We start from the raw sequence: 14,277 nt of genomic DNA on the forward strand, positions 1-14,277 counted from the left end.
CCGGATGCAATCCGGGAACATTTATTGTCAGTAAAACCGTTCCCGGATTTCATCCGGGCTACTGGTTCGGTGTAGGGTGGGCGGCGAAACGTCAACCACCCTTGGTTCCCTGCTCCGAGTCTCGCCATGTCACGCCCACCTATCGCCCGCAAACCCCGCGCCAGTAGCCAGAGCCGCATCGCTGGAATCCTGGCCGCTGCCCGTGAGTTGTTGGCTGAGCAGGGCGTGGCCAGCCTGTCGATCTACAGCGTGGCCGAGCGCGCGGGGATTCCACCGTCGTCGGTGTATCACTTCTTCGCCAGCGTACCGGCCTTGCTGGAAGCGCTGACGGCGGATATTCACGGGGCCTTTCGCGCCTGCCTGCAGGAGCCCATCGAGCATGATCAGCTGCACGATTGGCGTGATCTGTCACGGTTAGTGGAACAGCGCATGCTGGCGATCTACGCCGCCGATGCGGCGGCGCGCCAGCTGATTCTGGCCCAGCACGGCCTGGCGGAAGTGACCCAGGCTGATCGTCAGCACGACATCGAGCTGGGGCGGCTGATGCAGTCGTTGTTCGACCGCCACTTCCCCCTGCCGCAACTGCCGGAGGATGTGGATGTGTTCGCCCTGGCCATGGAGCTGGGCGACCGCGTGTATGCCCGTTCGGTGCAGCTGCACGGGGTGATCACCCCACGCATGGCCGAGGAAGGCATGCGCGTGTTCGATGCCTATCTGAGCCTCTACCTGCCGCCACATCTGCCGAAAAGAGCGCTGTAGCAGCGGCCCTGGTCGCGAGCGGATCTATTCCCACGGCAGGCCCTCTTCATCCTTACGGCAGGGTCAAGCAGGTGCGCTCCGAGCGCCAGAATCGTTACCTGGCAGCATGCTAAAGACACCACAGCAGTGGTTGGTGTGCGGATAGAGAACACGGAAAACTGCCGCAGATGCAGCCCGAGTTTGCGAGAGGGGAAAGGAAGGGGAGTAGCAAAGATGGGCGCAAGCGGCCCTTGGGTAGCAGGTCGACTATTACCTATGGGAGGCTAAGCGATGGCCGCTTAGCCGAGACCCAATGAATCAGAAAAACGCCCCCGGTAAGCAATACCGGGGGCGTTACCTCAGCGGCTGACCACCTCCATGTACTTGCTAGCAACCCCTGCTTGTCTCAACGCATGCTCAATGACCACCGCTTCGATGCTACGAACGCTGGTGCCCAGCAGCTTCTTGGCTACGGCCAGCCCGTATGCCGCTAACTCGTCACTGGCGATGTCGCTTGCCATAAGAGGCACCTGCACCAGCAGCACGCCGTCGTTCAGTAAGGTCACCTGGAAATTCAGACGATTCCCATTGGCCAGCGCGACTGAACCCTCGACCGAGTTGGTGCCAGAGCGCTGCAGCGTAGGTGCCTGCCGGTTACCCGCATTGGCCAGTTCTAGCGTAATGCTATTGCCCAAGTCGGTCGCGGAATACTGCCCTTCTCCACTAAGCGGTTCGCCAGCACGGGTGCGATAAAGCGCCAGGCTTTTTCGCACCGCAGGCTCGGAAACACCATCCGCCAGGGCCAGACTCATCCTGCCATGGCCGCTGAGTACAGCGTCCTGCAGGACTAAATCATTTACGCCGACAAAGTTGGCAGGGACGTTAGCCAGATTCGGCGTATCGCTGAACAAAGCTGTAGAAGGGATCGGCTGCGCAGTGAATAGCCCCTCTACAACCACCTCATTATCCAGGCGTTCGAAGGCGACTTCGGTGCCATTAGCCCCCTGCGCAGCGTTGATCAGCCCGACCGGCGTGTCAAAAGGCTGCTGAATGTTTGCCCTGCCCAGTAGCGGTTGATCAGCCAATTGATAGTTGGCCGCATCGTCGCCCTGCAACAGCAGGTCAATCACACTCACAGTCTTTCCCTGACCCGCAGCGGGTGTGTCAAAGAGCGCTTCACCCGTAGCACCGACCGCGTCGCCAGCGATCACACCATCAAGAGCAATATCTCGAATGGTCGCAGTACTTCTACCGTCGTAAATCTTATCAGCGATATCTACCGTCGCGTTTAGTAGCTTACGGTTGATATCGGCAATGCCGATCTGCGCGGTGGTGTCAAACGCGTAGTTGTTCGCCTCGGCACCGGTCAAGCTAACGCCCGAGCCGCTTACCGATTTGTCTTGTCCGGCGTTCTTGTTGATAAAGGCACCGGTGGTACCACTGGTGCTTACCTTGCCTTCATCACCATCGACGATGCCGGTCAGCAAGAGGTTGCTCAGGCTGGCCGTCGTGGTGCCGTCGTAGGTTTTGTCGGCTACGTCGGCGGTGGCGGTCAATACCTTGCGGTCGATATCGGCAGTGCCGATCTGCGCAGTGGTGTCGAACGCGTAGTTGCTTGCCTCGGCACCGGTCAGGCCAACGCCCGAACCGCTTACCGATTTGTCCTGGCCGGCGTTCTTGTTGATAAAGGCACCCGTGTTACCACTGGTGGTTACCTTGCCTGCATCAACGCCCACGATGCCGATCAGCGCCAGGTTGCTCAGGCTGGCCGTGGTGGTGCCGTCGTAGGTTTTATTGGCTACGTCGGCGGTGGCGGTCAATACCTTGCGGCCGATATCGGCAGTGCCGATCTGCGCAGTGGTGTCGAACGCGTAGTTGTTCGCCTCGGCACCGGTCAGGCTAACGCCCGAGCCGCTTACCGATTTGTCCTGGCCGGCGTTCTTGTTGATAAAGGCACCCGTGTTACCACTGGTGGTTACCTTGCCTTGATCGCCATTGACGATGCCGACCAGCAAGAGGTTGCTCAGATCAGCGGTTGTGGTGCCGTCATAGGTTTTGTTGGCTACATCAGCGGTGGCGGTCAGCTGCTTGCGACTGATATCGGCGGTGCCGATCTGCGCAGTGGTGTCGAACGCGTAGTTGTTCGCCTCGGCACCGGTCAAGGCAACGCCCGAAGCGCTTACCGATTTGTTCTGGCCGGCGTTCTTGTCGATAAAGGCACCGGTAGTACCACTGGTGCTTACCTTGCCTTGATCGCCGTCGACGATGCCGGTCAGCAAGAGGTTGCTCAGGCTGGCCGTCGTGGTGCCGTCGTAGGTTTTGTTGGCTACATCAGCGGTGGCGGTCAACTGCTTGCGGCTGATATCGGCGGTGCCGATCTGCGCAGTGGTGTTGAACGCGTAGTTGTTCGCCTCGTCACCGGTCAAGCCAACGCCCGAGCCGCTTACCGCTTTGTCCTGGCCGGCATTCTTGTCGATAAAGGCACCGGTAGTACCACTGGTGGCTACCTTGCCTTGATCACCATTGACGATGCCGATCAGCAAGAGGTTGCTCAGACTGGCGGTGGTGGTGCCGTCGTAGGTTTTGTCGGCTACGTCGGCGGTGGCGGTCAATACCTTGCGGTCGATATCGGCAGTGCCGATCTGCGCAGTGGTATCGAACGCATAGTTGTTCGCCTCGGCACCGGTCAAGGCAACGCCCGAAGCACTTACCGCTTTGTCCTGGCCTGCGTTCTTGTCGATAAAGGCACCGGTAGTACCGCTGGTGGTCACCTTGCCTTCATCACCATCGACGATGCCGGTCAGCAAGAGGTTGCTCAGGCTGGCCGTCGTGGTGCCGTCGTAGGTTTTGTTGGCTACGTCGGCGGTGGCGGTCAGCTGCTTGCGGTCGATATCGGCAGTGCCAATCTGTGCAGTGGTATCGAACGCGTAGTTATTCGCTTCGTCACCGGTCAAGGCAACGCCCGAAGCGCTTACCGCTTTGTTCTGGCCGGCGTTCTTGTCGATAAAGGCACCGGTGGTACCGCTGGTGCTTACCTTGCCTTCATCACCATCGACGATGCCGGTCAGCAAGAGGTTGCTCAGGCTGGCCGTCGTGGTGCCGTCGTAGGTTTTGTCGGCTACGTCGGCAGTGGCGGTCAATACCTTGCGGTCGATATCGGCAGTGCCAATCTGTGCAGCGGTATCGAACGCGTAGTTGTTCGCCTCGTCACCGGTCAAGCCCACGCCCGAACCGCTTACCGCTTTGTTCTGGCCGGCGTTCTTGTCGATAAAGGCACCGGTGGTACCACTGGTGCTTACCTTGCCTTGATCACCATCGACGATGCCGGTCAGCAAGAGGTTGCTCAGGCTGGCCGTCGTGGTGCCGTCGTAGGTTTTGTTGGCTACATCAGCGGTGGCGGTCAGCTGCTTGCGGTCGATATCGGCAGTGCCGATCTGCGCAGCGGTGTCGAACGCGTAGTTGTTCGCTTCGTCACCGGTCAGGCCAACGCCCGAGCCGCTTACCGCTTTGTTCTGGCCGGCGTTCTTGTCGATAAAGCTGCCGGTAGTGCCACTGGTGGCCACCTTGCCTTCATCACCGCCAACAATGCCGACCAGCGCAAGGTTGCTCAGGCTGGCCGTGGTGGTGCCGTCGTAGGTTTTGCTGGCCGCATCGGCGGTGGCGGTCAAGACCTTGCGGTCGATCTGGCCAATATTACCGCTGACGCTAGAGGCATCGACCTGATAGCCGTATACCTTGACAGCCCCATTGGTCGCTTCGGACACTTCGACGTCGTCCACGGTTACCAGCTTGCCCACACCCGCGTTCTTGTCCGCGTAATAGGCGTCGCCGAACGAAAGCACGTCGATGGTATCGCCATCGATTGCACCACTCATGGCAAAGTTGGCGTCCGTCACACTCGCGATGGCGTTTGCATCATAGGTCTTGCGCACCTCCCCCTGCAGCTCGACATTGACCGTGGGCGCAAAACTGTAGAGATGGCCATTGCCGGTACCCAACACCGTGTCGCCGAATTGCGCAGCGTACTGCTTGAAGGCGGCAGCCAGCCCTCCGCGGGTATCATCCAGCGGGCTGCTGGAATAGGTCAGCCAACGGCCGTTGTTGGCAACCAGTGCGCTGGCACCAGCCTGGTTGATGAAATTGCCCGCGGCTACCAGTACGACGGCATCGCCAGTGCCTTGGGCGGTGACTGTGCCGGCGCTGCCGATTACCACATCCCCAGTGCCCGCTTGAGCAATGATGTGCCCGTCCGCATGAGTGTTGCTCAGCGCTCCATCAACCTGGATGTCGCCGTTGAGCAGGGTCAGGTTGTTGTTGGCACTAAAGCCGAAGCCGGACGCTTCAACCGAGGTGGTGCCGGTACCATCAGCGCGGCCGATGGTGAGGTTCCTGATTCCCACCAGCTTGCTGATGTCGGTAGCTGGCGCGTTCGCGTCCAGAAAGATACCGCCACCGGCATTGCCGCTGCTGCTGTTCAACTGGATGTCTGTGGTCGCATCAAAGGGTTCCAGGCGGATGCTGGCAGTCGTCAGGTTTTGCAGGGTCGCCTGGGTGAAGTCGACGTTGTTGGCCCGCAGCGTCAGCAGGTCGTTGCCGGTGTCCAGGTTAACCGTGCTGGTGAAGTTGATAGCCCCATCGGTATAGACCGAGGCCCCGCCAAGCATGGTCAGTGGCGTACTGAAGTTGACGTCGCCGCTCAGGCTGAGCAAGCCAGCTAAACGCTTCTCTCCGGTGGAGCCCCCTAACCCTTTGCTGCCCATTGCATCGCCGAAAAACAGCCGACCTGTGCCGAGCGTGATATCACTATTTAGCGTAGCGATGCTCTCAGGGAATGAGGCGACGCCGAACGACAAGTAGAGGTTGCCACCGTTGGTGTTGATCGGCGTATTGAGGGTCAGTGCGCCACGGCCACCGGTATCAGAGTCGCTCGACAGCCTGACGTAACCGCCTGCGGTAGTCAGCGAGCCGGCAATACTCAAGCCGTCGGCCCCGAGCAAGGTGATGCTACCCGCGCCAGGTGTACCGCTACCGATCGAGGTGACAGTGTGATCGGGTAAATCGGCCACTGCGGGGTTCACACCCGCTCCCGACGCGGACAGATTGAACACGTTAATGATAGAGCCGGTGCCACCGCCACCAGCCTGCATGTAGATACTGCCCGTGCCGGAAACTGCAAGCGTATTATTTGGGTTGGCGAAGGTAATGGTTGCGTTGCTGCCACCGAGCACCTCTGCGCGGAAGCTAACGTTCTCCTGCATGGTGAGTACGCCGTCACCACCATTAAGGTTCAAATCCGCGAAGTTAATGTTATTGGTCGCCTGCATCAGCACGTTCGCCATCTGTGCCTCAAGCGTCTGCTCGTACACCGTCACGTTGCCGCTGCCGGCGGACCAGTCCCCACTCACGCCGCTGCCACCGGAAACAGTGATATTGGTCGGATCGAGCAACAGATCCCCCGTCCGCCCTTTGGCTGCACGGGCATCAGTCGTGCCGGCGTACTGCAGCGTCTGCTTGCCGGACACTTCGGCCTTGCCACCGTTGCCGCCCTGGGCACCGCCGCGGACGGAAATATCGCCAGCAAAGCGGTTATCCCCGTCAGCCCAGAACACGACAGTACCGCCGTCACCGTCTACGGTCGCATCCGCGCTCACCTTGACGTTGCGCTCGGCCGTCACCTGCGAGGCGTTGGTCACGCTGGCATCCTGGCCTTGCCAGCCGCCACCGACCTTGATCGTGCCGCCACCGCTCGTCCCGCTGGCCTCGAGCGTTGCATCGGCAAGGGCGATACGCTCACCCGTCACCACGATGTCACCGCCTTGGCCATGCTTGGAGGAGGCATCAAGCGTGCCGGCGACCTGGGTCAGACCGCCCTCGCTATCACCGTCAAGCAGGATACGGCCACCGCGCGCCACCAGGCCTTTGGCCTCGATAAGGCCGGTATTGTTGATCACGCTGTTCAATGCGGCGTCGGCGGAGCGTGCGCTCAACGCAACCATGCCGCCGTCGGCGCTGATATGACCATCGTTCTGAACCAGCGCATCGAGTACACCGCGCTCGATGTTGACGCTCACCAGGCCGTCGCCTTGGAAATCGAGACTGACTTTATCGCCTGCGGCCAGCACTGTGCTGCCGCCTGGGGTACGGATTGTTCCGCTGTTGCCGACCTGTGGGCCGATCAGTGCGACCACGCCACCCGCCGCCGCATTGACCGTGCCCTGGTTGAACACCGCACCAGCGCCGGCACCGCCACTCAGCGTGGTCTTACCCGCGAGAAAGTCCTGGTCGCTGATCTGCAGGGAGGACGCCACCAGACCGCCAACATTGACCTGGGCACCTTTGCCGATCACCACCCCGTTGGGGTTGAGCAGCCACACCTGGCCATTGGCGTCGAGCTTGCCCAGAATCTGGCTGGCGCTGCCGCCACCGATGACGCGGTTGAGCGCAATGCTCTCGGCACCCGGCTGGTGGAAGGTGACGCTGGCATCAGCCCCAACATCGAAGCTGTTCCAGTTGGTGACGAGCTTGCCTGTGTGCTGGTCGATGACCATATGGCTGCCGTTCTGCGAGATAGCGCCACTGCCACCGACGATGGCTCCGCCAGTGGGTAGATCGGCCGCCTGAGCCACCCCGCTACCGATCAGGCCAAGAGCGGCGAGGAAACCGACTACACCCGCGCGCTTGCCCCGCGAGGAGGAATGTTCTGCTACGGCAACGAACGCCTGATCGGCATCGCTCCAAACGAGACGGTAAAGGTGGTTCAACGAAGCGCGCTTCATGGGGTGCTCCTAAAATTCGTAGATGACCGCAACGGGTTTGATCAGAATGCGTATGAGGCTTGGACCCAGGCGCGCCAGTCGCTGGCACGGCCATCCGCGTCCAGCCCGGACTGACTCCGCCCTGGGTTGTTGTCCAGCGTGCGCGCCACCGCGGTGCGGAAACTGAAATCGCCCGCCCACAGGTTGGCACCCAGGCCGACGGCATGCAGGTCATAGCGGTTGGTCTCGCCCGCATTGTTGATCGAGCCCGGCCAAGGGTTCTCGTTCAGCCAGACACGGCCGGTGTCGAAGAACCCGAGGCCCTGCAGCGTGACGCCTGGCAGATTCAGATCGAGGTTGCGGCGCAGCTCGAGGGTGGCCAGCCAGCCATGATCCCCGGAGGCTTCGCCGACCGGATAGGCACGTACACCGGAGGGACCACCCAGCAGGAATTTTTCCGAAGAGTCGAGGTTGTCACCGGCCCACTGTGCAGAAACGCCGCCGAACACCGTCCACGGGCTAGCGGCCCCCAGGCTCTGCAAGCGCGAGAGCCGCAGGTTGAGCTTATGGAAGCTACCGTCGCTTTGGGCACCGACACTGTCGGCAAACTGATCGTCGCGGTTACCGGACAGGTCAAGCTCACCAAAGGTCAATGCCAGCATGGCATCCGTCACACCGCCACCGGCGAAACTGTCAAAACGGTTACCGCTCATGGCAACGATAAAATTATCCAGCTCACGATCACGCAGGTTGGCACCCAGGCCACGATCCTCGAGCGCTTTGTATTCATAAGTGGCGGACAGGTTGAGATTCTGCAGGCGCGAGCGAATCAACGGATAGCTAAGCCCCAGCGCACCGCTACGGGCAGTACCGTGCAGATCCAGCGGACGGAACTGCTCCTGATCCACCTCATAGCGCAGATAAGAGCCTGCGGCATTCAGGCGCAGCCCGGAGGCTGTCAACGGCACGCTGTAAGAACCCCCAACAATGTCGCTGCCAGTGCTTTTGCTCAAACCGATACTCAGCTGGTCACCGATACCCAGGGGGTCGTTGAGGCTTATTTGCGCATTGGCTCGGGCAATACCGGTACTGCGGTTGCCATAGTTGTCCGCCGAAACCCCGCCATTGACCAGGGCACCTTGCTTGGCGCTTATCAACAGACGGCTGGTGCCTGGCTCGGTGCCACGCTCGAGCGCAGACTGGGCACTGACGCCGGGCTGGTCATTGATCAGCAGTAAGGCCCGCTCCAGATCCTCCGCGTGCAGCACCTTACCTTCAGGGAGTGCAGCATCGGCGATTCCCTGCAAGCGCTCATGGCTGCTGCGGGTATTGCCGTTCAGTTCGATGCGTGAGGTGCCGGATTGCAGCCGCCCCTTAACCAGGGCGATCTCCAACTTGCCCTCGGTCAGATCCTGACGGGGAAGGTAGGCGCGAGCCAGGATATAGCCACGTCCGCGAAGGTAACGGGTGAGACTGTCAACCAACTGCTGCAGACCCGCATGATCGAGCGTCTTTCCCAGGACAGGCTTGACCAGCTCTTGAAGATTTTCTACTTCCGCCAGTTCGGTATCACCACTGAAGTGAATTTCCTTGAGCTGCACACGAAGCCCGGAATCTGCCGGACGACTGGTGTCTGAGGGTAGCTCGAAGGCCGGCGGTGGCTCGGTAGAGCGAGGCTCGGACGGTAGCGTCTGCTGGTGCTCGTTCAGCAACTGCCCGGCATCGGGAATATTCTGCGCGAGCACTAACGGGGCAGCGCTGGAACCCGCCAGAGCGACGGCCCAATACAGCAGATGCTTGCCCGCGCGAACGCAATCCTTGTAAGGAACTGGCATCGTACAACTCCATAAAAATAGGGAAACCACCCACCGTGCCTCAGCCCGACAGATGAAGAGCCCGCAGAGTCTACTTACGCCACTAACCACCCGATTTTGCATGACCGGACGGGGGTTTTGCCGGAGCGGATAAAACCGTTCAATCTTGAAAACAGTGACAAACGGTGCATCTACAGCCCATGGCAACGCCATACCGCGCGCTGCCAAAGCGTGCAGATTGCCGCGATATAGCTAGGAAGAATTACTGGGAGGGGTGGTCAAAGGGTAGGGACGCGGGAGTTGTTCACAACCGCTCAATACTGCCCTCGCCAGGTCACGCCAAGGCTGCGTGGCGTCCCGGGCAATACCCCATAGCTGCCGGAGCCGAGAGTCGCATGCACGGCGCTGGCGTAATCTTGATCAAACAGATTTCGCGCCCACAGCTCGACAGCCCAGCGCTGATCGGCGCGCCCTAGGCCCAGGCGCAGATCGGTCAGACCGTAAGCCGGCTGGTAACTGCCGACGCCTCGCTCCAGCACACCGTAGTAGCCACTGCGCCAGCTGTAATCAACCGCCCCGAACAGCTCCAGGCCGAGCGCCAGTGGCTTGCGGTACTTGAACCCGGTCGCAACACTCCATTGCGGCGCATTGAATAGCCGCTTACCTGCCAGATCACATGACCACCTTTCGCTTCCAGGCGCACAGGGGGCATTGTCAAACGAGCGGTAGCGTGCGTCGCTTAACGCGAGCCCTAGGTGCCACTGCACCTGTCCGTTCAATTGCACGCGCCCGTCCACTTCGACCCCGCGCAAGCGAACCTTACCGACATTGATGAGGCTATCGCGCAACGGTGGCGAAAACTCATTGGCCGGCTCGCTGTTGCTGAGCGCTTGGTAGTCATCGACATCCGTCTGGTACAGCGCCACATCGAGGAGCAGACGCTCCTGCCACCAACGGCTCTTGATACCCACCTCAAGCCCCGTTGCCCGCTCGGCACCGAATACCGGGGCAATGTTGTCACCGGTGACCTCGAGGTTGATGCCACCCGCCTTATAACCTCTCGACCAGGTGGCATACCCGACCATCTCATTGCTCAATTGGTAGCTGAATGCCAACTGGCCCGACAGGTTATGTTCTGTCACACGATTGTGCCGCTCGTAGTCGCCACCCAGAGCGACCTCACGCAATAGCCCCCCACCCAACCGCGACACCAGATCCGTTCCCTGCGGGGCCAAACCGCTAACCGTCCGAGTGATAGTGCCGCTCTTGCGCTCGCGGGTGTAACGCAGGCCAGGGGTGATCGCCAGACGGTCGCTCGGGTGCCAGGTAAATTGGCCAAAGACCGCTTGGCTATCGCCATTCTGTCCGCCCCGAAAATGCTGGCGAGCACCCTGCAACAACGATGGTGCAACCATGTCGGGGGTGACGCCAAGCGCAGTTATTTCCGGGCGGCCGCCAAGAAAGAAACCAGCGGCGTCGCGATCAAAGGTCGCATCGATTTCACGCTGCAGACGCTGACGCAGGTAATAGACCCCAAGCAGGTAATCGAATTGCTCATCGATCGTCTGCGCCAGACGTAGTTCCTGGCTGAACTGGTGGTGGTCGAGCTGCACCGCCGAACGGGCCACCGAGAGTGCCGTGCTATCGGCATCGTGATAGCTGTCGTACGCCCAGTCGCGATAGCCGGTGATGCTGCTCAGGACCGCGCCATTCTCCAGGCGGTTTTCCAGCAGCAGCGTCAAACCACGCTGTAGCGTCTCAAGACCGCTGGGGTCGTTATGCTCTACACGTCGAGCAAAAGGCGCGACAGGCAGCGGCTGATAACCCACGAAGGCCGCGCCCCGCAGGGTCGTCGGGCTGATGTGACTCGCCGTGAGCACCGCGCTCTCGTCCTGCACGGCATATTCCCCGATCAGCCTTGCACTGAAACGCTCATTCGGCTCCCACAGCAGCTGCCCTCGCAGCCCTTGCCGATCCTGCTCGTTGAGCACCTTGCCGTTGTAGAGGTTGTCGATGTCACCATCGCGGGCAACATCGTAAAGGCTCAGGCGTGCGGCCAACACGTCGTCAATCAGTGGCCCGGAAATGCTTGTGCGGTACTGACGCAGCCCATCCTGCCCCACACTGATTTCGCCCCGCCCCTCATTGATGAAGCTGGGTACCCGGCTCGATAGATTAATCGCGCCCGCCGTGGCGTTTTTGCCATACAAGGTACCTTGTGGGCCGCGCAGCACTTCAACACGCTCAATGTCACCGAGGTCGACTAACGACATGCCCTGGCGCCCCAGATAGACCCCATCGACATACACCGCCACGCTGCCGTCCAGCCCGTCATTGGCCGAACTCGAACCAAGACCGCGGATGCCGAAGGCTGTATAGCGTGGGTTGGGCGCACTCACCATTAACCCCGGAATACGCTGTGCCAGCGCGTCAAGGCGATCCAGACCCGCTTCGCTCAGTTGCTCGCCATCCATTGCAATCATACTGATCGGCACCTGTTGAAGCGGCTCATCACGGTGACGTGCACTGACCGTGACATCACCGAGCTGCAGCACTTCCGATTCACCCAAGGCGCAGACCGGTAACAAGCTCACCAGGGTGCAGAGCGCCGCCCGAGCGCGGCTCATGAAAGCTCCCGGCGCGTGATCCCTGCCTGGCTCAATGTATCGACACGGCTGAGTAGATCGTTACTCGATGCGGGCTTGAGCAGGGTTGCATCGAAGCGCAGGTGGGTCGGCATCCCCATAGGGCGCAACGCGGGCACCGCCGAGTACAACAGCACGGGAAGATCGGGCCAATTGCTACGCACTGCGAGAAGCAACTCCCAGCCGTCCATACCCGGCATGCGCATGTCGGAGATCAACAGATCGAACGACTCAAGGTGCAGACATTCCAGAGCCTGGAAACCACTCTGCGCGACCTGCACATCGAAGCCATAGCCCGATAGCAAATCACTCAACCAGTCGCGATTCTGCGGCAAATCGTCGACTACCAAAACGCGGCGCCCGTCACCGTCGATGTGCGTACCGTGACTTTCGACAAAGTTGTTTTCCAGCTCATCCTCACTGGCACGATCAAGGGCTAACTGAAAGCTGAAACGACTGCCTGCTGGCTCCAACCGCTGCAGCTCCAGCTCGCTGTCCATGCCCTGCAGCAACTGGGTAACGATGGATAAACCGAGCCCGCTACCGTCATAACCTTCGACCCCATGGCCCCGCTGGAACGGTTTGAGCAGTCGATCACGCGCCTGTGCATCGATACCGATGCCGCTGTCGCGAACGCTGAAACTCAGCAGTACCTGCCCAGCAGGGGTGTCTTGATGGCTTACTTCAAAAACGATCAACCCGTCATGGGTGAACTTGGCCGCATTGCCCAGCAAATTCAGCAACACCTGGCGCAACCGGCGAAAGTCGGCACGCACGAGCGCGGGTAAGTCATCTGCAAAATAGCACTTGAAGCGGTTGTTCTGGCGTGAGGCCAGAAACGCAGCCTCCTCCTCCAGCTCGTGTAGAAATCCGTAGAGATAACCGGGCGCGTGGATCAGCTCAAGCTGCTGCAATTCACTACGGGAAAACTCCAATAGCTCATCGATCAGCTCTAGCTGTTGTCGTGCATTGCGCTCCACTTTGCGTGGAAAATCCTGCGCTACACCTGCCTGCGCCAGGCGCGCATAGTCAATGATGCTGACCAACGGCGAGCGTAGATCATGGCTAATGCGCGCCATGAGCGAACTACGTGCCCGTAATGATTCGCGCAACTGCCCGGTACGGATCGCAACCGTACTTTCCAGGCGCTCTTGCTCTGCCTTCTGCTGCCACTCCAAGGCCGTGAGTGCATGCCGCTCACGGCGTCGACTGCGCACGACCTCGGTGATCAGCGTGCACACAAGAATGGCCACACCCGGTAACGTCGATGCCAAGCTGAGTACCCTCGCACCCGTTTGCATGGGCAGCGCGTCCAATTGCAGCACATAGCGCACCACGAACTGCACGAGTAGCAGACCTGGTACGGCCCATGCCATCCAACTGAGCTCCAGGCCTCGCCGCCATGCGGCGAACAGCGTTGCAGGCAGCAGTATGTAGGCGGATATACGGACACACCATTCGGCCAAAGGTCGCCCCACGACCGAATCGATCAGCAACCCCCAGGCAGCTGCACACACAAATGCGAGCAGAAGCAGGTTGTACAACCAGCCCCATAGAGCAGGCAGTTGACGCACCTGCAGAAGCTCACGGGTATAAGCCAGACTCAACATGAAAGCCATGATGCCCAGCGCGGCCCGCAGCGGTAAGCTCCACGCCAACAACGGCGGCCAGAAGATCAGGTAGCCGCTGGAAACGATGGTGACCAGAACGTACCCGAACACTGTTACCGCATGAACGGCAAGCAAGCGCGAACGTACTATCCAGCCGACGATGAGACTGAACGGCACCACCAGCAGCACGATGCCCAGGGTGATGCCATCAATCAGCGATACCCGCTGACGCTCTTGCAACAGCGCCGTTCCCCCCCATAGCACGGGTCGTAACAAAAAATGGGTCGGAGTGGTCACGCGCACCAACACCTGGATATGCTCATCAGGCTTGAGGCTCAACTCAAAGGTTGGTTGACGTTCGGCAACCGGCCATTGCTCCAACGGATAAGCCGCTCCCGCGACCTGCCGAGACCAGCGCCCTGCGCGCAAGACATGCACCTGGATATCGTGTAGCCGAGGCTCTCCCACTGTGAGCCAGCGTCGACATGCTTCAGCATGGGTATTGCTAAGCTCGAAACGTAGCCAGTAGGCAGAATGGCTGTACTCCTGGCTAAGCCGCTCGGCCGTCGCGGGATGAAATCGTGACGCAGGCAACGCCATTACCTGCCTGGCATCCAACTGCGCATCCACATCTTCGAACACCTGCGCCTGCGGTGCCAGATCCACCTGCGACGTCCGGCAAGCGTCAACAGCCCAGACCAGTGGGCTGCCGAGG

General features: G+C 60.4%; 5 protein-coding genes. 1 reads left to right on the forward strand and 4 read right to left on the reverse strand.

The window, feature by feature from the left end:
* Nucleotides 1-126: 126 nt before the first annotated feature.
* Nucleotides 127-759, forward strand: a complete 633-nt coding sequence (locus VMP31_RS10160) for a TetR/AcrR family transcriptional regulator (protein ID WP_325506680.1) — start codon at nucleotides 127-129, stop codon at nucleotides 757-759.
* A gap of 338 nt (nucleotides 760-1,097) precedes the next feature.
* Here VMP31_RS10160 and VMP31_RS10165 read toward each other — a convergent pair whose 3' ends face one another.
* The 4 genes from VMP31_RS10165 to VMP31_RS10180 form a co-directional block, all read right to left on the reverse strand.
* Complete coding sequence (locus VMP31_RS10165; protein ID WP_325506682.1) at nucleotides 1,098-7,514, reverse strand: YDG domain-containing protein; 6,417 nt, start codon at nucleotides 7,512-7,514, stop codon at nucleotides 1,098-1,100.
* A gap of 41 nt (nucleotides 7,515-7,555) precedes the next feature.
* Complete coding sequence (locus tag VMP31_RS10170; RefSeq protein WP_325506684.1) at nucleotides 7,556-9,328, reverse strand: ShlB/FhaC/HecB family hemolysin secretion/activation protein; 1,773 nt, start codon at nucleotides 9,326-9,328, stop codon at nucleotides 7,556-7,558.
* A 293-nt stretch (nucleotides 9,329-9,621) separates the two neighbouring features.
* Nucleotides 9,622-11,934, reverse strand: coding sequence for a TonB-dependent receptor (locus VMP31_RS10175; RefSeq protein ID WP_325506686.1), 2,313 nt, complete (start codon nucleotides 11,932-11,934; stop codon nucleotides 9,622-9,624).
* Complete coding sequence (locus VMP31_RS10180; protein ID WP_325506688.1) at nucleotides 11,931-14,228, reverse strand: hybrid sensor histidine kinase/response regulator; 2,298 nt, start codon at nucleotides 14,226-14,228, stop codon at nucleotides 11,931-11,933. The genes VMP31_RS10175 and VMP31_RS10180 overlap by 4 nt, the downstream gene beginning before the upstream one ends.
* Nucleotides 14,229-14,277 lie beyond the last annotated feature (49 nt).

Source organism: Pseudomonas sp. (assembly GCF_035512415.1).
GTDB lineage: Bacteria > Pseudomonadota > Gammaproteobacteria > Pseudomonadales > Pseudomonadaceae > Aquipseudomonas.

Bases quoted from the DNA above. Each gene is read 5' to 3' on its own strand.
- VMP31_RS10160 (WP_325506680.1), top strand. From the start codon at position 127: ATGTCACGCCCACCTATCGCCCGCAAACCCCGCGCCAGTAGCCAGAGC.
- VMP31_RS10165 (WP_325506682.1), bottom strand. From the start codon at position 7,514: ATGAAGCGCGCTTCGTTGAACCACCTTTACCGTCTCGTTTGGAGCGAT.
- VMP31_RS10170 (WP_325506684.1), bottom strand. From the start codon at position 9,328: ATGCCAGTTCCTTACAAGGATTGCGTTCGCGCGGGCAAGCATCTGCTG.
- VMP31_RS10175 (WP_325506686.1), bottom strand. From the start codon at position 11,934: ATGAGCCGCGCTCGGGCGGCGCTCTGCACCCTGGTGAGCTTGTTACCG.